The organism is Streptomyces sp. NPDC058198 (assembly GCF_042882605.1).
GTDB lineage: Bacteria > Actinomycetota > Actinomycetes > Streptomycetales > Streptomycetaceae > Streptomyces.
This window is the reverse complement of the sequence record NZ_JBHVVP010000003.1, coordinates 467,026-488,279: the sequence shown is the minus strand read 5'-3', so window position 1 is coordinate 488,279 and position 21,254 is coordinate 467,026. Positions and strand designations below refer to the sequence as shown.

The window sequence follows — 21,254 nt, the reverse complement described above, 5'->3', positions numbered from 1 at the left end:
ACGGGCGCGGACAACGGAAAACCGCCCCGTCACCAAGGCGGCGGGGCGGTTTTCCGTGCGGCGTCAGGGCTGGTCAGTCGTTGTTGCCGTTGCCCGGCCCGGGCGTCGTCTTCTGGATCTGGAGCAGGAACTCCGCGTTCGACTTCGTCTGCTTCATCTTGTCCAGGAGCAGCTCGATCGCCTGCTGCTGGTCGAGCGCGTGCAGCACCCGGCGCAGCTTCCAGACGACGGCGAGCTCGTCGCTGCCGAGCAGGATCTCTTCCTTACGGGTGCTGGACGCGTCCACGTCCACCGCCGGGAAGATGCGCTTGTCCGAGAGCTTCCTGTCGAGCTTGAGCTCCATGTTGCCGGTGCCCTTGAACTCCTCGAAGATCACCTCGTCCATGCGCGAGCCGGTCTCGACCAGCGCGGTGGCCAGGATGGTCAGCGAGCCGCCGTCCTCGATGTTGCGCGCCGCACCGAAGAAGCGCTTCGGCGGGTAGAGCGCGGTCGAGTCGACACCACCGGACAGGATGCGTCCCGAGGCGGGCGCGGCGAGGTTGTACGCACGGCCCAGACGGGTGATGGAGTCCAGCAGGACGACCACGTCGTGACCCAGCTCGACGAGGCGCTTGGCGCGCTCGATGGCCAGCTCGGCGACGGTGGTGTGGTCCTCGGCCGGGCGGTCGAAGGTCGAGGAGATGACCTCGCCCTTGACCGACCGCTGCATGTCGGTGACCTCTTCGGGCCGCTCGTCGACGAGGACGACCATCAGGTGGCACTCGGGGCTGTTGACCGTGATCGCGTTGGCGATGGCCTGCAGGATCATGGTCTTACCGGTCTTCGGCGGGGCCACGATCAGACCGCGCTGGCCCTTGCCGATCGGTGCGACGAGGTCGATGATCCGCGTCGTCAGCACACCCGGGTCGGTCTCCAGACGGAGCCGGTCCTGCGGGTAGAGCGGGGTCAGCTTCTGGAACTCCGGGCGGCCGCGGCCGGTTTCGGGCGCCATGCCGTTGACGGAGTCGAGGCGGACCAGCGCGTTGAACTTCTCGCGGCGCTCGCCTTCCTTGGGCTGGCGCACCGCGCCGGTGGTGTGGTCACCCTTGCGCAGGCCGTTCTTGCGGACCTGGGCGAGCGAGACGTACACGTCGTTCGGACCGGGCAGGTAGCCGGAGGTCCTGATGAACGCGTAGTTGTCGAGGATGTCGAGGATGCCCGCGACGGGGATCAGCACGTCGTCGTCGGCGACCGTCGGCTCGCCGGGGCCGAACTCGTCGCGCCCGCGGCGGCCTCGGCGGTCGCGGTAGCGTCCGCGCCGGCCGCGCCGGCCGCCCGCCTCGTCGTCGAAGTCGTCCTGCGGGCCGTTGTTCTGGGGGATGCTCTGGCTGCTGCTGCCGCCGCGGTTGTCGCGCTGCTGGCGCTGGCCGCCGCTCTGCTGCTGGCCGCCCTGGCCGCCCTGCTGCTCGTCGCTCTTGCCGCGACGGTCGCGCTGCCGGTCACGGCGGTCGCCGCGGTCACGGTCGCCGCGCTCGCCCCGCTGGCCGCGGTCCTGGCGGTCGCCGCGCCGGCCGTCGGTGTCGGTCTGGGCGGAGCCCGCGCCGGACGCGGACACGGCGGCCTCGGCCTTGGCGTCGGGCTGGGCCTCGACCTTGACGTCGGCCTGGGCCTCGGTCCTGGTCTCCGCCTTGGTGTCGGGGCTGCCCGCCTGCGCGGTGGCCCTGCGACGGCGACGCTCGCCCGCGGGCTGGTCGTCGCTGGCCGGCTGACCGGGGATGTCGATCTGCTGGGCCACGGCCTTCTCGGCCTTGTCGGTCTTCTCCGCGGCGGCCGTGTCACCCGTACGGGCCTTGGAGGTCGCGCGGCGCTTCGGCTTGGTCTCGGCGTCGGTGCTGCCGGCCTCGGCGCTCTTGGGCGCGGACGAGGCTCCGGCCTGCGTCTCCTTGATGACCTCGATCAGCTGGCTCTTGCGCATCCGCGCGGTGCCCCTGATGCCGAGGCCGGACGCGACCTGCTGCAGTTCGGCCAGGACCATGCCGTCAAGGCCGGTGCCGGAGCGGCGGCGCCGTGCGGTGGTGCCGGAGGCAGCACCTGCGGCGGGCGCGGTGGCGTCGACACTGTTGTCGGCAGTCACGCCCATCAGATCGGTGGTGTCGCTCACGAAGGGTCCTTCCCTGGAGCGGACGTCGGCCTTCTGGCTCGGCGACCGGTTGTGCTGTCCGACTGCGGTCCCATCTTGTGGACCGTGCCGGGGCGGTGGTCCCGCCGGGTATGGCGGAGAAACATGCGTACGTGCAATGGGTCCGGCCCGAGGTCCCCCTGCTCGGCCCACCGCTGGGAAAAACGGGGGGGTGTCGTGCCGGTTTCCGGTGCGTGCTCAAAACTGCTCAGGCAGGCTGCTCAGGCAGTTGGGGAGGCTCCCGGAAGAAGGGTGGTCCCGAATCGGGACACGAAGCACCGCGCCACAAAGACGTCGGTTGCAGACTTGAGGTTAACACTACCGGCTCCAACAAACATTCCCCCTCTCACTCACCGGCAATCTCCTGTCACGACGAGCCGAGCGGCAGAACACTCGCACCCGCGCCGTCGAGGGAGAGCCGGTAGGCCGCCCATCCCTCCCCCACCAGCCGTGCGACCTTGTCGGCCGCACCGTCCTCGACCAGCGCGAGCACCGTGGGGCCCGCGCCGGAGATGACCGCGGGGACGCCGTCCGCGCGCAGTCGGTTGACCAGGGCGAGGCTCTGCGGCATCGCCGGGGACCGGTACTCCTGGTGGATCCGGTCCTCGGTGGCCGGCAGCAGCAGCTCGGGGCGCCTGGTCAGCGCCTCGACGAGCAGGGCCGCACGGCCGGCGTTGACCGCCGCGTCCACATGGGGGACGGTGCGCGGCAGCAGGCCGCGGGCCGTTTCCGTGAGGACCGGTTCACCGGGGACGAAAACCACCGGAACGATGGAATCGACGGGGTCCATCCTGATCGCGCGCGCCGCTCCCCCGTCCATCCAGGCCAGCGTGAAGCCGCCGAGCAGACAGGCGGCGACATTGTCGGGGTGGCCCTCGATCTCGGTGGCCAGTTCCAGCACGGCCGCGTCGTCGAGCCTGGCATCCCCGCCTATGGTCACCGCGCGGGCGGCGACGATCCCGGCGCAGATGGCCGCCGAGGAGGAGCCCAGACCGCGGCCGTGCGGGATGCGGTTGGCGCAGACGACCTCCAGGCCGCGCGGCTGTCCGCCGAGCAGGTCGAAGGCCGTGCGCAGGGAGCGTACGAGCAGATGGTTCTCGTCGCGGGGGAGCGTGTCGGAGCCCTCACCCGCGATGTCGACATGGAGGCCGGAGTCGGCCACGCGGACGACCACGTCGTCGTAGAGCCCCAGCGACAGACCGAAGGCATCGAAGCCCGGGCCGAGATTGGCGCTGGTGGCGGGGGTGCGCACCCGTACGGCGGCGGCGCGGAACGCGGGACCGGCCATCGCTCTGACGACTCTCCTTGTGACGGCGAGATGTGCTGACTGCGAGATGTTCGGGGAGGTGGCGAACACCCGGGGGGCCACGGGGGCGACAACACCGCGGCATGTGCGGCGGGGCGGGTGAGGTACAGCCTATCGAAGGAAGGTTCTGTGGCGACATAGGGCGCACAGGAGGCGCACGATGCGTGTCGCATGCCTTGCTGTGCGCCTATGTCGGCCTTGCCGTGCTTCGCCCCGTGGTGCCCGGGGCCGGGGGCCTGGTCCCGGGCCCCGCGCGGGGCCCGGGACGGGTGCGTCAGTTCAGGCCGAGACGCTCCGCGGCCTGGACCGCGTCGACGGGGACGGTGACCGGCTGGGGCGCTCCCGCGACCGCCCAGTCCGGGTCCTTGAGTCCGTTGCCGGTGACCGTGCAGACGATGCGCTGGCCGGGGTCGACCTTGCCCTCCTCGGCGGCCTTGAGCAGGCCGGCCACGGAGGCGGCCGAGGCGGGCTCGACAAAAACGCCCTCCTGGGAGGCCAACAGGCGGTAGGCGGAGAGGATCTGCCGGTCCGTCACCTCGTCGATGAAGCCGCCGGACTCGTCACGGGCCGCCAGTGCGAACTGCCAGGACGCCGGGTTGCCGATCCGGATCGCGGTGGCGACGGTGTGCGGGTCCTTGACGACCTCGCCGCGCACGATGGGCGCGGAGCCGGAGGCCTGGAAGCCCCACATGCGCGGGGTGCCGGCCGCGGGGCCGTCGGCGGCGTACTCGGTGTACCCCTTCCAGTACGCCGTGATGTTGCCGGCGTTCCCGACCGGCAGCACATGGATGTCCGGGGCGTCACCCAGCGCGTCCACGATCTCGAAGGCGGCGGTCTTCTGGCCCTCGATCCTGACCGGATTGACGGAATTGACCAGCGCCACCGGGTAGTTGTCGGCCAGCGAGCGGGCCAGCGTCAGGCAGTCGTCGAAGTTGCCCTCGACCTGGAGGATGCGCGCGCCGTGGACCAGGGCCTGGCCCATCTTGCCGAGCGCGATCTTGCCCTGGGGCACCAGTACGGCGCAGACCATCCCGGCCCGTACCGCGTAGGCGGCCGCCGAGGCGGAGGTGTTGCCGGTGGAGGCGCAGATGACCGCCTGGGCACCCTCCTCCTTGGCCCGGCTGATGGCCATGGTCATGCCGCGGTCCTTGAAGGAGCCGGTCGGGTTGGCGCCCTCGACCTTGAGATGCACCTCACAGCCCGTTCGCTCGGACAGCACCTGCGCGGGTACGAGCGGCGTACCGCCCTCGCGGAGCGTGACGACCGGCGTCGTGTCCGTCACCGGGAGGCGGTCCCGGTACTCCTCGATGATGCCGCGCCACTGGTGGGTGCCATTGCTGGTCATGGGTTCCCTTACTCCCCTTCAACACGCATGATGCTGGCGACACCGCGCACGGTGTCGAGCTTGCGCAGCGCTTCGACGGTCCCGGAGAGGGCGGAGTCGAGCGCGCGGTGGGTGACGACGACGAGGGAGGCCTCGCCGTCCTTTCCCTTCTGGCGGACCGTGTCGATGGACACGCCGTGCTCGGCGAAGACCGTCGCGACCTGGGCGAGCACACCCGGCTTGTCAGCCACGTCGAGGCTGATGTGATAGCGCGTCACGACCTCGCCCATGGGGCTCACGGGCAGCTGGGTGTACGCGGACTCACCGGGCCCCGTGGCCTCGTTGAGCCGGTTGCGGCAGACGGCGACCAGGTCGCCGAGGACGGCGGAGGCGGTCGGCGCGCCGCCCGCGCCGGGACCGTAGAACATCAGCTGTCCGGCCGCCTCGGCCTCGACGAAGACCGCGTTGTACGCCTCCCGCACGGAGGCGAGCGGATGGCTGAGCGGAATCATCGCCGGGTGGACGCGCGCGGTGACGGACCGGCCGTCGGCGGCGCGCTCGCAGATGGCGAGGAGCTTGACGGTGCAGCCCATGCGCTGGGCGGAGGCGAGGTCGGCGGAGGTGACCTCCGTGATGCCCTCGCGGTGTACGTCGTCGAGGCGTACGCGCGTGTGGAAGGCGATCCCGGCGAGGATGGCGGCCTTGGCGGCGGCGTCGAAGCCCTCGACGTCGGCGGTCGGGTCGGCCTCCGCGTACCCGAGGGCGGTGGCCTCGTCGAGCGCCTCGGAGTAGCCGGCTCCCGCGCTGTCCATCCGGTCGAGGATGAAGTTGGTCGTGCCGTTGACGATGCCGAGGACGCGGTTGACCTTGTCGCCGGCGAGGGACTCGCGCAGCGGCCGGATCAGCGGGATGGCGCCGGCGACCGCGGCCTCGAAGTAGAGGTCCCTGCCGTGCTGCGCGGCGGCCTCGTAGAGGGTCGCGCCGTCCTCGGCGAGCAGCGCCTTGTTGGCGGAGACCACGGAGGCGCCGTGCTCGAAGGCGGCGGTGATGAGGGCGCGGGCGGGCTCGATCCCGCCGATGACCTCGACGACCACGTCGATGTCGCCGCGTTTGACGAGGGCGGTGGCATCGGTGGTGACCAGGGCGGGGTCGATGCCCGCACGCACCCGGGAAGGGCGCCGGACGGCGACCCCGGCCAGTTCCACCGGGGCGCCGATCCGTGCGGCGAGGTCGTCGGCGTGCGTCGTCATGATGCGCGCCACCTCTGAGCCGACCACACCACAGCCCAGCAGCGCCACCTTCAGCGGACGCGTACGCATCATCCGACCTACGCCTTTCATAGACCACAGCCCTTGAAGCCTGAGTGCCAACCAGTCTCACTCACCGGACGGGAGTTTCTGCCCTTCGTCCAGAATTCGAGACATGTATTTCACTGACCGACATCGAGACGCAGCAGATCTTCCTCCGTCTCGCGCCGGACGATGACGCGCGCCGCACCGTCCCTGACCGCCACGACGGGCGGCCGGAGCGCGTGGTTGTAGTTGCTCGCCATCGAGCGGCAGTACGCGCCGGTGGCGGGGACGGCGATCAGGTCGCCGGGCGCCAGGTCGGCGGGCAGGAACGCGTCGCGTACGACGATGTCGCCGCTCTCGCAGTGCTTGCCGACGACGCGCGACAGCATCGGCTCGGCGTCGGAGCGGCGCGAGACGAGCGCCACGCTGTACTCGGCGTCGTACAGGGCCGTACGGATGTTGTCGGACATGCCGCCATCCACACTGACATACGTGCGCAGCCCTTCGAGCGGCTTGATGGTGCCGACCTCGTACAGGGTGAAGGCCGTGGGACCGACGATCGCGCGGCCCGGCTCGACGGAGATGCGGGGGGTGCTGAGTCCCGCCGCCTCACACTCACGGGTGACGATGTCGCTGAGCGCCTTGGCGATGTCGTGCGGCTCGCTCGGGTCGTCCTCGGAGGTGTACGCGATACCGAGGCCGCCGCCGAGGTCGATCTCGGGCAGCTCGACGCCGTGCTCGTCGCGGACCTCGGCGAGCAGCTGCACGACGCGGCGGGCGGAGACCTCGAAGCCGGCCATGTCGAAGATCTGCGAGCCGATGTGCGAGTGGATGCCGATCAGCTCGATCCCGTCGAGCCCGAGGGCCCTTCTGACGGCCTCGGCGGCCTGTCCGCCGGCGAGCGCGATCCCGAACTTCTGGTCCTCGTGCGCCGTGGCGATGAATTCGTGCGTATGGGCCTCGACGCCGACGGTGACCCGGATCTGGACGCGCTGGCGCTTGCCGAGGCTCCGCGCGATATGCGCTACCTGCACGATCTCCTGGAAGGAGTCGAGGACGATACGGCCGACCCCGACGGACACGGCCCGCTCGATCTCCTGGGCGGACTTGTTGTTCCCGTGGAAGGCGATGCGCTCGGCGGGCATTCCGGCGGCCAGCGCGGTGGCGAGTTCGCCCCCGGAGCACACATCGAGGTTGAGGCCCTCTTCGTGCAGCCAGCGGACGACGGCCCGGGAGAGGAACGCCTTGCCCGCGTAGAACACGTCCGCGTCCTTGCCGAAGGCATCGGACCAGGCGCGGCAGCGGGCGCGGAAGTCGGTCTCGTCGAGGAAGTACGCCGGGGTGCCGAACTCCTCGGCCAGCCGGGTCACTTCGATCCCCCCGACGGTCGCCACACCCTCCTCGTTCCGGCGGACCGTACGCGACCAGACCTTCTCGTCCAGCGCGTTGAGATCGGCGGCCGGGGCGGTGTAGTGCCCCTCGGTGATGACATCCGCGTGGCGGGGGCCTGCGGGGTGTGCGGAACGGCTCATCTCGTGGCTCTCTTGGCTTTCTCAGAGGTGTTCGGGGGCATCGATGCCGAGCAGGGACAGGCCACCGGCCAGCACAGCCCCGGCGGCTTCGGCGAGCGCGAGCCGGGAGCTGTGGGCGGCCGAGGGTTTCTCGTCGCCGAACGGCAGCGGGTGGCTGGTCTCCTGGAAGCGCAGGAACGCCTCCGCGGTGTGTTCGAGATGGCGGGCGAGCCGGTCGGGCGCGCGCAGCCGGGCGGCGGCTTCCAGGACGGCGGGGTGGTCGCCGAGGGCGGTGAGGAGGGCCGGTGCCTCGTCCGGGTCGGCGGATTGCGCGTATCCGGGGGTGATGTCCAGTTGTACGGCGTTGCGCGCGAGGGCGCGCGTGCGGGCGTACGCGTAGCGCACGCGGAACAGGGGATTGCTCTCGCGCTGTACGAGCAGATCCGCGCCGAGCCGCGGCCGGTCGTGGGCGGCGGGCCGCAGCAGCCCCCAGCGGGCGGCGTCGGGGCCGAGCCGGGCGAAGGGGTCGTCGGCGGCCGGTGCGGGCACGACCCGCAGTTCCTCCGCGGCGCCCGGTACGACCGCTGCCTCGGCGCCCTGCGAACGGAGCAGCGCGACGACCGTGCGGGTCCAGAGCGCGGCCCGCGGTTCCTCGGCGGGCGCGAGCGCCACGGCCGTACCGGCGAGTGCGTCGCCGTGTCCGTATCGGGGACCGGCGCGCAGCACCGTACGGACCAGTCCGGCGCGGCTGTCGCGGCCCAGGGTGAAGTTCAGGAAGCCCGGTCCTGTGATCTCGATCCGGACGATGGACCGGCCGACGGACCGGCCGATGCCCTCGCCGATGTCTTGGGCCGGGCCGCCGCTCGGTCCGGAGCTCAGAATGCGGGCGCGCAGGATCTCGGCGATCTCGCGGGGCGGGCGTCCCGCGGGGCCCGCCAGCCGCAGCGCGACATTGGTGGCGTAGTCACCGCTGCCGCCGGGGCGGGGCCGCTCGACCGTGACCCGCTCGGGCACGGGCCCCGGCAGGGCATCGTCCTCGACCGCGCGGCACACGGCGTGCAGCACGGTTCGGGAGAGTTCTGCGGGGGTCACGGGACCAGCGTATGGGAGGAGGGTGGCCTCTTCGCGAACCGGTTTCGCGATGCGGTCAGCCCCGTGTGCTCCTCGCCCGCCCGGCGCCGTACCTGCCGTCCACGGACGGCGGGCCCTCCGCTCTGAGCCGCCGGACCAGCCGGATCAGCTCCGCGGGCTCGAAGGGCTTGGCGAGAAAGGCGTCCACTCCCGCGCCGAGGCCGGAATCCACTTCGTACTGCGTACAGGCGCTGATGATCGCGACCGGCAGCCCGCTGGTGCGCGGGTCGGCGCGCAGCCGCGCCGCGGTGCGCAGCCCGTCCAGGCGGGGCATGACCACATCGAGAGTGACGACATCGGGCCGGACCTCGTGCACCACGTCCAGGCACTCGGCACCATCGGCCGCGGTCACGACCTCGAAGCCCTCAAGCTCGAGATTGACCCTGATCAGCTGCCTGATGACCCTGTTGTCGTCGACAACGAGCACCCGGCCGGACTCGCCCGACACCATTCGAGAGTAGGTCCGATCCCGGGGCCGCGTCCGGCTTTTGGCCACTTCCGCGCGGTGCGGGTGACGCGTTCCGCGCGGTGCGGGCGACGCGGGCGCGGGGCCCGGCCGCCCGCACGGTCAGGCACCGGTGACGGGCGGCCGTCGAGCCGCCGGAGAGAACCGGAGGGGGCGCCTCCGGCGTGTCAGTACGACGGACGGCGGCGGAGAGCCGGATCGCTGAGGGACGGCGGGGCGTATCCGGCATCGCGGGCCGAGAGGTTGGTGCCCGGCGGGACGATCTTGTCGATCCGGTCCAGTACGTCCCCGCTCAGCCTGATCTCGCCGGCCCCGAGCTGGCTCTCCAGCTGCTCCATCGTGCGCGGCCCGATGATGGCGGAGGTGATCGCCGGGTGCTCCAGCACAAAGGCCAGCGCCAGCTGTACGAGGGTCAGCCCGGCCTCCTCGGCAAGCTGGGCCAGCGCCTCGGCGGCGTCGAGCTTGGCGGCGTTCTCCGGCGAGCCGATGTCGAAGCGGGCCGCCTGGTTGTCGGCGCGGCTGGAGGTGGGCTGCGCGGCGCCCTTGCGGTAGCGGCCGGACAGCCAGCCGCCGGCCAGCGGGCTCCAGGGGATCACCGCGAGACCGTAGCGCTGGGCCACGGGCAGCATCTCGCGTTCGATCCCGCGGGCCAGCAGGGAGTACGGCGGCTGTTCGGAGACGACGCGCTCCCGGCCGCGGCGCTCGGCGGTCCACTGGCCCTCGACGATCTCGGAGGGCTCGAAGGTGGAGGTGCCGATATAGCGGATCTTGCCCTGGTGGACGAGGTCGGACAGGGCGCCGAGGGTCTCGTCGAAATCGGTGCCGGGCTCGGGCCGGTGGACCTGGTAGAGATCGATCCAGTCGGTGCCGAGACGGCGCAGGCTGTTCTCCACCTCGCGGATGATCCAGCGGCGCGAGTTGCCTCGCTGGTTGGGGTCGTCGCCGAGGCTGCCGTGGAACTTGGTGGCGAGCACCACGTTGTCACGGCGCCCGCCGGCCAGCGCCTTGCCGACGATCGTCTCCGACTCACCGGCCGAGTAGACATCGGCGGTATCGACGAAATTGATGCCCGAGTCCAGGGCGCGGTGGATGATACGGACGCTGTCGTCGTGATCCGGGTTTCCCCTCGGCCCGAACATCATGGTGCCCAGACACAGCGGGCTGTCCCTGACGCCGGTACGTCCGAAGGGGCGGTACTCCGTCATCGTGCGCTCCCGTTGACGAGTCGGTCGGTCTGCGACGCGGAGAGGTCGGTCTCCGGCAAAAACATTACGCCCCCGCTTCCCGGCCGGCAGCGGACGCGAGCACCGGCGCCAGGCCGATACCGAGGGAGCCCTCGCCGCGCTCGACCGGGTCGAACAGCCGGTTGGCGGGGCGCGGCAGTCCGTAGTGCGCGCGCAGGGTCGCGCCGGTGTACTCGGTACGGAACAGCCCGCGCTCCTGGAGGATCGGCACCACCCGGTCCACGAAGACCGCGAGCCCCGAGGGGAGCACGGCGGGCATGATGTTGAAGCCGTCCGCGGCGCCCCGGTCGTACCAGTGCTCGATGGTGTCGGCCACCTGGACCGCCGTACCCGCGAAGGTACGGTGCCCCCGGCCGCCGCCGAGCCGGCCGATGAGCTGACGTACCGTCAGATGTTCGCGCCTGGCCAGCTCCACGATCAGGGTGTAGCGGCTCTTCGCGCCTTCGATCTGGTCCTCGGTGGGGATGTCCCGCGGCAGCTCCTCGTCGAGATCCAGTTCGTCCGGCGGGATCCTGAGCTGTCTGGCCAGCTGGCGCTTCGCGTACTCGGGCACGATGAGCCGCTCCAGTTCGGCGTCCAGCTCCCGTGCCTCCTCCTCGGTGTCCCCGATGACGGGCACGATGCCGGGCAGGATCTTGACGCCGTCGGGATCGCGTCCGACGGCCGCGGCGCGCTGTTTGACGTCCTTGTAGAAGGCGATGCCCTCTTCCAGGGTCTGCTGGGCGGTGAACACCGCCTCCGCGTACCGGGCGGCGAAGTCCTTGCCGTCCTCGCTGGAGCCGGCCTGGACGAGCAGCGGATAGCCCTGCGGGGAGCGCTGGACGTTCAGCGCTCCTTCCACCCGGAAGTACGGACCGGTGTGGTCGATCGGGCGTACGCGCTCCGCCAGGGCGTGCACCCCGCGCTCCTTGTCGGCCACGACCGCGTCGTCCGCCCAGCTGTCCCAGAGCTTGGTGGACACCTCGACGAACTCGGCGGCCCGTTCGTACCGTTCGCGGTGCAGCGGCGTGTCGTCCAGACCGAAGTTGCGCGCCGCGTCGGCGCCGGCCGTGGTGACGATGTTCCAGCCGGCGCGGCCGTCCGACACATGGTCGAGCGAGGCGAACCGGCGGGCGAGGTTGTAGGGCTCGTTGTAGCTGGTGGAGGCGGTGGCGATGAGGCCGATCCTGCTGGTCGCGCCGGCCAGCGCGGTCAGCAGGACGGTGGGCTCCAGCCGGCCGGCGGGCCGCCGGCCGGGATCGCCCAGCTGGACCGGGCTGTCCGCGAGGAACAGCGAGTCGAGCTTGCCGCGCTCCGCGATGCGGGCCAGGTTCTTGTAGTGCTCGATGTCGGTGTTCGCGAACGGCTCGCTCTCGGGGAGCCGCCAGGCCGCCTCGTGGTGACCGACGGACATGAGGAACGCGTTGAGGTGCAGCTGCTTGCGGGCGGGGGTGCGGTCCGTGCTGGTGCGGTCCGTACTGGTGCGGTCCGTACTGGTGCGGTCAGTGCTCGGGGACATGAGCGGGCTTCTCCTCGGGGTGGGGACGGTCGGCGCGGTGGGGATCTTCTGCGCGGTGGGGATGCTCCGCCACGCCGAGCGCGGCGAGCAGCGTGTCGCGGTACTCCTGGAACCGGGGGTCGCGCCGGGTGCGCGGCGTCGGCAGGTCGACGGCGAGGTCCACGGAGATCCGGCCGTCCTCCAGGACCAGCACGCGGTCGGCGAGTTCGACCGCCTCGTCGACGTCATGGGTGACCAGCAGGACCGCGGGCCGGTGCCGCTCGTACAACTCGCGCAGCAGGCCGTGCATCTTGATCCGGGTGAGGGCGTCCAGCGCGCCGAACGGCTCATCGGCCAGCAGCAGTTCGGGGTCGCGTACGAGCGCGCGGGCCAGGGCGGCGCGCTGCTGCTCGCCGCCGGACAGCTCATGGGGCCAGGCCCGTTCGCGGCCCGCCAGACCGACCTCGGCCAGGGCGGTCAGCCCCCGCTCGCGGGCCCCGCGGCCCCGGATGCCGAGCGCCACGTTGTCCAGCACCCGCAGCCAGGGCAGCAGCCGGGAGTCCTGGAACGACAGCGAGACCCGTTCGGGGACATCGAGCCGGCCCGACCCCTCGACCTCGTGGTCAAGGCCGGCGAAGGCCCGCAGCAGGGTGGACTTGCCGGAGCCGCTGCGCCCCAGCAGAGCGGTGAACTCCCCCTCGGCCAGGGTGAGGTCGAGCTCCCGCAGTACGGTCCGGTCGCCGAACCGCCGTACCAGCCGGGTGGTACGGACCGCGGCCGGAGTCGCGGCCGAAGCCCCGGGCTCGGTGGCCGTCGCCGTCAGCCCGCCAGGGTGCGCCGCCATGACAGGACCCTCCTCTCGATCCCGCGCACCAGCGCGTCCGAGGCGTAACCGAAGATCCCGTAGGCCACCAGGCCCACGATGATGACGTCGGACTGGGCGTACTGCTGGGCCTGGAACATCATGTAGCCGATACCGCTGGTGGCGTTGATCTGCTCGACCACGATCAGACCCAGCCAGGACGAGGTGACGCCGAGCCGCAGCCCCACGAAGAAACCGGGCAGCGCGCCCGGCGCGACGACCTTGCGGATGAACTGCCACCTGCTCAGCCCGAGGACCTCGGCGAGTTCCACATACCGGCTGTCGATGCCGGTCAGCGAGGTGTGGGCGTTGATGTACATGTTCACCGCGACACCGAGCGCGATCACGGTGATCTTCATCTGTTCCCCGATGCCCAGCCACAGGATCAGCAGCGGGAGCAGCGCCAGGGAGGGGATCGCGCGCTTGATCTGGAGCGGGCCGTCGACGAGGTACTCCCCCGCGCGGCTCAGTCCCGCGACGACGGCGAGGGTCACGCCGGCCGCCACGCCGAACAGGAGCCCGAGCCCGGCGCGCTGGAGCGAGATGAGGACGTTGTCCTGGAGCCGGCCGTCGGCGATCAGATCCACCGCGGTGGCCACCACGGCGCCGGGGCCGGACAGGATGCGGGGGTCGAGGGCGCCGAGGGCGGAGGCCGCCCACCAGACGGCGACCAGCAGCGCCGGGCCCAGCAGCCGGCCGAAGGGGACGGACCGGCCGGGGCCGAGCCGCCTCCGGCCACGGCGGGCGGGCGCGGCGGCTTTCGCGGCGGACGCGGCGGCCTTCTCGGCGGACACGGCGGGACCGGGAGGATCGTGGGTGACCTCCGCCGGCTCCTGTGTCCGCTCTCGTAGAGGTACGGATGACAGCGCTTCGGTCATGACGCCTCACTCCTCCCGGTATGCGGCGGGTACGGCACCGGCCGCGAGGCCCTCGAACCGGCGGTCGAACAGGTCGGCGACATCGAGCTCCGGTACGAAGCCGCCCTCGGCCATCAGGTCGGCGGTCTCCTGTTCCCAGGCGACGGCCCTGTCCCAGCTCACCGGGAACCGCGGCGCGGCCAGCGAGTCGACGATGCGTTTGCCGTCCGCCGCGGTGACGCCCTGGTCCTTGACGTAGTAGGTGTCGATCCACCGGTCGGTGTGCTCCCAGGCCCACACCTGGCCCCGGGCCCAGAGCGGTACGAAGTCACGGACGGCCGCCGCCTTCGCGGGATCGTCGAGCACCTCCGTCGGCGACCAGAGGACCGAGAGCAGGTCCACGACGTCGGTACGGACCCCCTTGGCGCCGTCCTTGCCGTACTGGCTCAGGTACTTGGTGAGCGTCGGTTCGGCCAGCGGCGCCGCGTCGACCTGCCTGGACTGGAGGGCGGTGAGGAACTGGGTGCTGGGCAGCGGGACGAGTTCGACATCGCTGTTGCGCAGGCCGGCCTTCTTGAGGGCGCGCAGGACGACCACGCCCTGTGCCTGGCCCTGGGAGAAGGCGATCTTCTTGCCCCGGAAGTCCTCGACGCGGGCGATGGACGAGCCGGGCGCGGTCGCGAAGACGTACAACGGGTGGTTCCGCACCTGGACGGCGACGATCCTGGCTCCCACACCGATCGCCTTGGCCTGGATCGGCGGAATTCCCGCGTTGCCCGCCACATCGATCGAGTGCGCGCGGAATCCCTGGATGATATCGGGGCCCGCGCTCAGATTGGGCCACTGGGAGACCGTGAATCGCAATTCCTTGTCGATTCCGGAAGCGGCGAGCTGAAGGCGTGCGGTACGGAGGGCTATCGCCAGCTTCGTTCCTGGCGGCGGCGCACCGGAGGGCAATTTCCGGGCGGGCGCCGCACTGATCGTGGTTTTCGTTTCCTGGGCGCAGCCGGCGAGAGTCAGCAGCGCCCCGCCGGTGAGAGCGAGAAAGGAACGGCGGTCGGGGAATGTGTGGGGCGAGTGGGTGAGCATGGCGTCGGCATCCTGTTTTTCTTGACCGGTGACCGGTCAGATCGAGTGATATCCGCCGTCATGGAAGAGGAGCGGGCCGCGCCCGCCGTCGAGCCAGGAGTCCTCCACGCGGGCGATGACGATGCGGTGATCGCCGGCCGGTACGAGCCGCTCGACCCTGACGCGCAGCCGGCCGGCGACGTCGTCGAGCGCCGGTTCCCCGTCCGGCAGCCGCCGCCACCGGGTCGGCGCGGCGAACCGGTCGATGCCGCTGGTGGCGAACCGCCGTGCCACCGGCTCCTGTTCCGCACTCAGGAAGTTGACGACGGCGGTCGAGGCCCGCTCGATGTGCGGCCAGGAGGAGGCGGTCGTCGCGATGCCGAAGGACACGAGCGGCGGGGTGAGGGAGAGGGAGGTGAGCGAGGTGGCGGTGAACCCCGCCGGCCCCTGGCCGGCGTCCACGGTGACCACGACGACCCCGGCGGGGTACTGGCGGAATATCTGTTTGAACCGCTCCGGGGCGATGCCCGTCGCGGGGTGCGAAGACACGGTGACAGTCAACGTCTCCCCCAAGGGAAAGTGAGCAGGGAAAGGGCAGGCGGGAAGGGCAGGCGGGGAGGGCCCGGAATACGCGGGATGACGCGGGACGGCCCGGAATGAAGGCGCTACGGCGCGTTGCGACGCGTTAGGGCGCGGAAGAAAGCGGGGTCGGCCGCTGACGGCCTGGAATTACTTCCCCGGACAGGAACGACAACAGAAAAGCCGGGCGGGAACACACGCCGGCACGGCCGCACGGCAGTAGCGCGCCGGGTCGGGCACGTACTGAGGAATCCGCTGCGGGCTTGTCATGGTTCCATCCTCGCGGCCGGAGTCCGGCCGGGTCAACAATGCAACTTTCTGAATTTAGTGGAATTCAGGGGCGGTCGGGACAACGGAGCCGGGGCGGGTCAGGACACGGCCGGCAGGGCGGGCCAGGGCCCCAGCGGATCGGTGTACAGGACGTCCAGCGCCACCGCGCCGCCCGCCGTGGCCAGCACCGAACCGGTGAAGCTGCTGGGTACGACAGCCCGTTCCGGGTCGTCGCAGACCCAGGAGCGTTCGGCCACCTCCGCCCGCAGATCGGCCAGACACCGCGGCAGTCTGCCCGTCCCGGGCTCGACGATCACCAGCACTTCGGGATCGAACATGTCCAGCAGCAGCGCCGCGGCCCGCCCGACGAGCCGCGCCCGCCGGCGGAACAGCGCCACCGCCCGTGACTCACCGCTCAGGGCGGCGTCCAGCAGCGCCTGGAACGAGGGGACGCGCAGCCCTTCCTCCGCCGCGCGCCGCACCATGGCCCGCTCGGAGACCTCGGCCTGGAGACAGCGGGGCTCGCCGCAGGGACAGGGTTCGGTTCCCGACCGGTTGACGCCGTCGCCGGGACCGACCGGCAGATGCGCCACGCTGCCCGCGCCGGAACGCGGACCCTGGTGGACGGCTCCGGCGGTGGCGAACGCGGCGTCCACGACCGCGCCGACGAACAGCAGCACCATGCTCGCGCGGGGCGTCGCCTCGCCGAACAGCTGCTCGGCACGGACCAACGCCCGGGAATGACCGTCCACATGGACCGGCAGCCCGGTGGCGGCGGCGAGGTACTCCCGTACCGCCACATCCCGCCAGCCGAGCAGCGGATGCTCGACGACCACCCCGGCCTCGGCGTCCACCCGGTGGCCGGTGGCCACACCCAGCGCGAGCACGGTCCGCCCCGCCGCACGGGCGGCCACCAGCCGCGGCAGCCGCGCGGCCAGCCCGCCCGGCACCCGGTCCGGGTCCGTACCGCGATGCGGCTCCCGGTCCTGGGCCACGACACGGCCGCGCAGATCCATCAGAGAGACGGTCGAGTGGCCGACGGCGATATGCGCTCCGGCCAGCAGATAGCGCCCGGTGTCGATCTCCACCGGAATATGGGGACGGCCCAGACCTCTCGGCCCGGTGGCCTCGGGAGCCTCCCGGATCAGCCCCCGGGCCAGCAGCTGCCCGGAGTGAGCGGTCACCGAGGCCGGCGACAGTCCGGTGAGCCGGGCGACCGTACTGCGGGCGACGGGCCCGTGATCGAGGATCGCGCGCAGCACCGCCCCCGTACCGAGGGCGCGACGGGCGGGTGCGGCGGCGCGGATGTCCGACCGGCGCAGGGGTGTGGGGCGGGCTTCGTACGACGGCGGTCTTTCCACGAATGCCTTCCAGGTCCTCGATGGCGGCGGGGACGACGGCGGGCGGACCGGTGGTTCAGCACCGGTGCGGCGGCAGACGTCTTCTCCCGTACGAGGGCGCCCTGGCGGAAATCGGCCGGCTCATCCGGCACCGGAGGCGGTGCGGCCGGATCAGCGGCGGACGTTCGGTCCGGGCGCCGTACTCTCGGACAGCGCTCAGGACCGGTGACACGCGGCGGAGCACACACGCTTCAGGTCGACATGACCTCGAGTCGTCAGGTGCGCGGATCGCTGCATGCCGCGCAACGTAACGGGCCGGGTGGAACGGGGTCAAACACCTGCCCGCATCATGGACACTCTCGGCATGGAGCAGAGCGAAGTCGTCCTCAGGGCCATCGGCATTCTCACGCAGTCTGCGGAGTGGATCCGCACCGCCAACCGGGGCGTGGACGCGAGAGTTGACGACGAGTCGGACGGGGAGCCGGCGGACAGGGACTCCGGGGAAGGGCAGATCGGCTCGTTGCTCGCCGAGGTCTTTCCCTCGTTCGAGGTGTCCCAGGACGCCACCCCGCTCGAAGCTGCGCACGCGGTGACCGAGGCGGCGCTGCCCGCCATCATGCAGCTGATCGGCGCCTTCACCTTCGTCTTCTCGGAACTCGCCGCCGCCCACGACACCGGCCGTACGGACGTCACCTCGGCGGACGTCCTGCGCGAACTGGCCCTGCGCATGTCCCGCCCGAACGACGTCACGTAGGTCCGGTCCCGTCCGGCGGATCTTCGCGGATCTTCGCGGATCAGCCCGCGGTCTCCGGCTGGACGGCGGCGAGGTAGGCGCGGATGGCGTCGCGGTTGCGGGCCAGGCAGTCGATGCGCTGCTGGATCCGTTCCGCCTCGCCGCGCAGCAGTGCCGCGGTCTCCGGGGTCAGGCATTCCGGGTGGAGATGGATCTCGTCCGGCTTGTTCAGGAAGGGCAGGATGGTGCGGATGATCTCGGTGGTGAGGCCGGAGTCGAGGAGTCCGCGGATCTGCTGGACACGATGGAGCGCCGATTCGTCGTAGCGGCGGTAGCCGTTCTCGGCCCGCCCGGGGTGCAGCAGGTCCTGCTCCTCGTAGTAGCGCAGCATCCGGGTGGGAACGCCGGTGCGCCGGGACAGTTCACCGATCTTCATGGCGCTGTGCTCCTCGGGGGCCTCCTGGCGGGTCGTACGACCACGCTTGCCTTCACATTGATGTGAAGGTTTCACCATGGTCGCATGTCTGCCACACCGACCGGGAAACTGCCGTTGTGGGGCCTGTTGGCCCTGTTCACGGCCGCGTTCACCGCCGTGATGACCGAGTTGCTCCCCGCCGGGCTGCTGCCGCCGATGGGCCGCAGCCTGCGGGTGTCCGAAGGCCGGGTCGGATTCCTCGTGACCGGCTACGCGGCCGCTTCCTTTCTCGCCGCGATCCCCCTCACCGCGGCGCTGCGTGGCCTGCGCCGCCGCCCGGTGCTCGTCGGCGCGCTCGCCGGCTTCGCGCTCTGCAACGCCGTCACCGCCTTCTCCTCCTCCTACCCCCTCACCTTCGGGGCCCGGCTGCTGGCCGGCGTCATGGGCGGCACGATGTGGGCGATGCTCGCCGGCTACGCCGCCCGGATGGTCCCGGCAGAACGCCGGGGCCGTGCCATCGCCGTCGTCCTGGCCGGCATCACCGTCGCGCTCTCCCTCGGCATCCCCGCCGGCACCGCCCTGGCCGCGCTCCTCGGCTGGCGCGCCGCCTTCGCCACGGTGGCCGTCCTGGCCGTGGTCCTGGTGGCCTGGGTGAGATGGCAGGTCCCCGACTTCCCCGGCGAACCGGCCGCCGACCGCGTTCCGCTGCGCCGTATCGCTTCCCTGCCCGGCATCCCTTCGGTGCTGGCCATCACCCTGCTCCTGCTGCTGGGTCACCAGGCCGTGTATACGTACATGGCGCCGTTCTCCGCACGCTCGGGCTTCGGCCGCACCGGGCTGGTCCTGCTCGTCTTCGGCGTCGCCACGGTCGCCGGGATCTGGATCGTCGGCGCCCTGATCGACCGCCGTCCACGGCCGACCCTCCTCGGCGCCCTCGCCCTGATCGCGGCCGCGATGCTCGCCCTCGGCCTGTTCGGGGACAGCCCCGTGGTGCTGCTGACGGCGGTCGCCGCGTGGGGTGTCGCCTTCGGCGGAGCGCCTACGCTGCTCCAGACCGCGCTGGTGCACATCTCGGGCCCTGCCGACGCGGATGTGGCGACCTCCATGCAGACCACCGTCTACAACGGCGGTATCGCCGCCGGATCCCTGGCCGGCGGCGTTGTCCTGGAAAGCTCAGGGGGCGGGGCGGGCGCCCTGCCCTGGACGGCCCTGCCGCTGATCGCCGCCGCCCTGGTGACCGTGGCGGCGGCCCGCCGCCACGCGTTCCCGGCGCACCGCGCGGCGCACTGAGCGGCCGTCTCTCCCAACGGGTGCGCGGCGTCAGGCCGTCCCCGGCGTCAGGCGGTCCGCAGCCGCTCGGCGACGGCTCCGCGCAGCCGCGCGGCCAGGTCGGGGGTCTGCTCCCGCGCGGCCAGCACCCCGCTCTCGGTCATCAGCGCGTGGTACTGCTGCTGCTCGTAGGGCACCCCGGGCGGCAGCCCCGCGATATGCCAGTGCAGATGCGCGTTGCCCTGCTGGCTCCCCAGCGACAGCAGGTACGTACGCTCGGGCTTCAGCGTGTCCTCCACCGCCAGCGCCACCGTCCGTACGACCAGCATCAGTCGCGTGTACGCGCCCTCGTCCAGCTCCCGGACCGCGTGCTCGATGTGTGCTTTCGGCGCGACCAGGACTTTCCCGGGCAGCGTGGGCCACCGGTCGAGGAAGGCCACATGCTCCTCGTCCTCATGGACCGTCTCGTGCCGGTACGCGGGATCCCCCGCGAGGAACGCGCAGACGAAGCACGGTCCGCTGCGCACCCGCGCCTCGTACGACGGAAGATCCATGGGCTGCCGGTCCATCGGCATACTGACTCCTCATCAGTGCTGGAGCGCCCGGACCACGTCCTGGCCGATGCGCTCGACGGCCGCAAGGTCAAGACGGTAGTGGACGAAGCGGCCGCTCCGTTCGGTCCCGACCAGGCCGAGGTCGCGCAGCGCCCGCAGATGGCGCGAGACCTGGGGCGGGGTCATCGACAGCCTCGCCGCCAGGTCCAGGGTGGTCATCGGCTCCCGGGCGATCAGCCGGCACAGCCGTACCCGGTGCGGATCGGTCAGCGCCAGCATCCGGCTGCGGGCGAGCGTGACGCCCACCTCGGGGGCGTCCACCGGGTAGTGCAGTACGGGCGGCAGACCCGGTTCGTTCTTGACGACGAGGTGCGGTGAGTTGTAGCGGGTGGGGACGAGGATGACCGGAGTGCGCGCCGGAGTGATCACCGAGTGGTGCAGTTTGTCGAAGACGACGCGCGGCGGTCCGGCGAGGCGGGAGGAGTCGGGGCTGAGGGAGGCGAGGGCCTCGGCGAGGTCTTCGGTGCCGCCGGGACCAAGCCTGACACCCGGATCGCGCCCGGCGCCCGGACCAGGCCCGGCACCCGGACCGCGCCCGCTGCCCGTCGCCAGCCGTCGCCGCACCGCGAGCGCGGAGCGGGTGAGCTCGGGCTCGGTCCCCGCCCAGGCCTCCGCGAAGAACTCCGAGCGGCACAGGTCGAGGAAGCCGAGCAGGTCGGCGCGGCAGCCCTCGGGGTCGCGCAGCAGCTGCGCGGCGAGTTCCTGCCGCCCGGCCGACAGCGCGGCGGCGGCGTGTTCGAGTGCGGCCCGCTGCTCGGCGGAGCGCAGCAGCCGGGAGAAGTCGAAGCGGGTGTAGCCGTTCACGCAGGCGAAGGCCGTCAGCTCGGCGAAGCGGCCGGTGGGCAGTCCCGCGAGGGTACGGAGCTGCTCGCCGAGGCCGGGGCCGAGGCGGCCGGTACCGGGCGGATCAGGCGGACCGGCGGTGTCCGGCGCGGGGCCCGTACGAGCCCTGTCCGTACCCGCCGCGGCCTTACCCGTCATGGCCCTACCCGCCGCGCCCGTACCCGCTGTGGGGCCGCCGGCCGTCCTCGTACCGTCGAGCCCGGGGTAGAAACCGCGCCAGCGCAGCGCGGACCACAGCGGTGAGAACCGCCGCAGCCCGGCGCGGAGTTCCGCGGACGCGCCCGCGGTGACCGTACGCCCCCAGTCCCGCAGCTCCGGGTGGTGGCCGGACTCGGTCAGCGCGTGCAGACAGGCGGAGAGCTCCGCGAGCGGGGACACCGCCACCGTGAAGGAGCCGGGCCCGGCCCCCTCCAGGACGATGACGACCGACATACGGGAAGTTTACGTACCGGCCGGACGGGCGGGCCCCGGCCGGTACGCACCGGTCCCGCCGCC

General features: G+C 71.8%; 19 protein-coding genes. 2 read left to right on the top strand and 17 right to left on the bottom strand.

Annotated features, from left to right (window positions below):
- Nucleotides 1–73: 73 nt before the first annotated feature.
- The 14 genes from rho to ACFVWW_RS14415 form a co-directional block, all read right to left on the bottom strand.
- Nucleotides 74–2,140 carry a transcription termination factor Rho gene (gene rho / locus ACFVWW_RS14480; RefSeq protein WP_384186345.1) on the bottom strand — a complete coding sequence of 689 codons (2,067 nt, stop codon included), beginning with the start codon at nucleotides 2,138–2,140 and terminating at the stop codon, nucleotides 74–76.
- A gap of 385 nt (nucleotides 2,141–2,525) precedes the next feature.
- Nucleotides 2,526–3,446: a homoserine kinase gene (gene thrB, locus ACFVWW_RS14475; protein WP_384186343.1), complete on the bottom strand. Its 921-nt coding sequence runs from the start codon at nucleotides 3,444–3,446 to the stop codon at nucleotides 2,526–2,528.
- Between the two features lie 292 nt (nucleotides 3,447–3,738).
- Nucleotides 3,739–4,809, bottom strand: a complete 1,071-nt coding sequence (gene thrC, locus ACFVWW_RS14470) for a threonine synthase (RefSeq protein ID WP_384335568.1) — start codon at nucleotides 4,807–4,809, stop codon at nucleotides 3,739–3,741.
- 8 nt (nucleotides 4,810–4,817) lie between these two features.
- Nucleotides 4,818–6,110 (bottom strand): homoserine dehydrogenase, encoded by a 1,293-nt coding sequence (locus ACFVWW_RS14465; RefSeq protein WP_384186337.1) that lies wholly within the window; start codon nucleotides 6,108–6,110, stop codon nucleotides 4,818–4,820.
- Nucleotides 6,111–6,217: 107 nt separating this feature from the next.
- Nucleotides 6,218–7,612 (bottom strand): diaminopimelate decarboxylase, encoded by a 1,395-nt coding sequence (gene lysA / locus ACFVWW_RS14460; RefSeq protein WP_384186335.1) that lies wholly within the window; start codon nucleotides 7,610–7,612, stop codon nucleotides 6,218–6,220.
- A 21-nt stretch (nucleotides 7,613–7,633) separates the two neighbouring features.
- Nucleotides 7,634–8,683: an ArgS-related anticodon-binding protein NrtL gene (nrtL, locus tag ACFVWW_RS14455; RefSeq protein WP_386878188.1), complete on the bottom strand. Its 1,050-nt coding sequence runs from the start codon at nucleotides 8,681–8,683 to the stop codon at nucleotides 7,634–7,636.
- A 55-nt stretch (nucleotides 8,684–8,738) separates the two neighbouring features.
- Nucleotides 8,739–9,173 (bottom strand): response regulator, encoded by a 435-nt coding sequence (locus ACFVWW_RS14450; RefSeq protein ID WP_386878187.1) that lies wholly within the window; start codon nucleotides 9,171–9,173, stop codon nucleotides 8,739–8,741.
- A gap of 182 nt (nucleotides 9,174–9,355) precedes the next feature.
- The gene (locus ACFVWW_RS14445; protein ID WP_386878186.1) at nucleotides 9,356–10,393 is read right to left on the bottom strand and encodes an aldo/keto reductase; all 1,038 of its coding nucleotides are present in this window, start codon (nucleotides 10,391–10,393) and stop codon (nucleotides 9,356–9,358) included.
- 64 nt (nucleotides 10,394–10,457) lie between these two features.
- Nucleotides 10,458–11,930, bottom strand: coding sequence for an LLM class flavin-dependent oxidoreductase (locus ACFVWW_RS14440; RefSeq protein ID WP_386878185.1), 1,473 nt, complete (start codon nucleotides 11,928–11,930; stop codon nucleotides 10,458–10,460).
- A complete protein-coding gene (locus tag ACFVWW_RS14435) occupies nucleotides 11,914–12,753 on the bottom strand; it encodes an ABC transporter ATP-binding protein (protein ID WP_386878184.1) in 840 nt (279 codons plus the stop codon). The genes ACFVWW_RS14440 and ACFVWW_RS14435 overlap by 17 nt, the downstream gene beginning before the upstream one ends.
- Nucleotides 12,729–13,649 (bottom strand): ABC transporter permease, encoded by a 921-nt coding sequence (locus ACFVWW_RS14430; protein WP_386878183.1) that lies wholly within the window; start codon nucleotides 13,647–13,649, stop codon nucleotides 12,729–12,731. The genes ACFVWW_RS14435 and ACFVWW_RS14430 overlap by 25 nt, the downstream gene beginning before the upstream one ends.
- 6 nt (nucleotides 13,650–13,655) lie before the next feature.
- Nucleotides 13,656–14,717 carry an ABC transporter substrate-binding protein gene (locus ACFVWW_RS14425; RefSeq protein ID WP_386878182.1) on the bottom strand — a complete coding sequence of 354 codons (1,062 nt, stop codon included), beginning with the start codon at nucleotides 14,715–14,717 and terminating at the stop codon, nucleotides 13,656–13,658.
- A gap of 36 nt (nucleotides 14,718–14,753) precedes the next feature.
- On the bottom strand, nucleotides 14,754–15,257 hold the full coding sequence (locus ACFVWW_RS14420; protein ID WP_386878181.1) for a flavin reductase family protein: 504 nt from the start codon (nucleotides 15,255–15,257) through the stop codon (nucleotides 14,754–14,756).
- A 386-nt stretch (nucleotides 15,258–15,643) separates the two neighbouring features.
- Nucleotides 15,644–16,906, bottom strand: a complete 1,263-nt coding sequence (locus ACFVWW_RS14415) for an ROK family protein (RefSeq protein ID WP_386878180.1) — start codon at nucleotides 16,904–16,906, stop codon at nucleotides 15,644–15,646.
- A 343-nt stretch (nucleotides 16,907–17,249) separates the two neighbouring features.
- Between ACFVWW_RS14415 and ACFVWW_RS14410 the strand changes: the two genes are divergently transcribed.
- The gene (locus tag ACFVWW_RS14410) at nucleotides 17,250–17,639 is read left to right on the top strand and encodes a hypothetical protein (RefSeq protein WP_384335583.1); all 390 of its coding nucleotides are present in this window, start codon (nucleotides 17,250–17,252) and stop codon (nucleotides 17,637–17,639) included.
- 40 nt (nucleotides 17,640–17,679) lie between these two features.
- On the opposite strand, the gene ACFVWW_RS14405 is transcribed toward ACFVWW_RS14410, so the two are convergent.
- The gene (locus ACFVWW_RS14405; RefSeq protein ID WP_384186304.1) at nucleotides 17,680–18,054 is read right to left on the bottom strand and encodes a MerR family transcriptional regulator; all 375 of its coding nucleotides are present in this window, start codon (nucleotides 18,052–18,054) and stop codon (nucleotides 17,680–17,682) included.
- 84 nt (nucleotides 18,055–18,138) lie between these two features.
- On the opposite strand from ACFVWW_RS14405, the gene ACFVWW_RS14400 reads away from it, so the two are divergent.
- The gene (locus ACFVWW_RS14400; RefSeq protein WP_386878179.1) at nucleotides 18,139–19,323 is read left to right on the top strand and encodes an MFS transporter; all 1,185 of its coding nucleotides are present in this window, start codon (nucleotides 18,139–18,141) and stop codon (nucleotides 19,321–19,323) included.
- A 47-nt stretch (nucleotides 19,324–19,370) separates the two neighbouring features.
- Here the strand turns inward: ACFVWW_RS14400 and ACFVWW_RS14395 are convergent, their stop codons facing one another.
- Together ACFVWW_RS14395 and ACFVWW_RS14390 are read right to left on the bottom strand one after the other, a co-directional pair.
- The gene (locus ACFVWW_RS14395) at nucleotides 19,371–19,871 is read right to left on the bottom strand and encodes an HIT family protein (protein ID WP_386878178.1); all 501 of its coding nucleotides are present in this window, start codon (nucleotides 19,869–19,871) and stop codon (nucleotides 19,371–19,373) included.
- Between the two features lie 18 nt (nucleotides 19,872–19,889).
- A complete protein-coding gene (locus ACFVWW_RS14390) occupies nucleotides 19,890–21,191 on the bottom strand; it encodes a DUF5937 family protein (protein WP_386878177.1) in 1,302 nt (433 codons plus the stop codon).
- Nucleotides 21,192–21,254 lie beyond the last annotated feature (63 nt).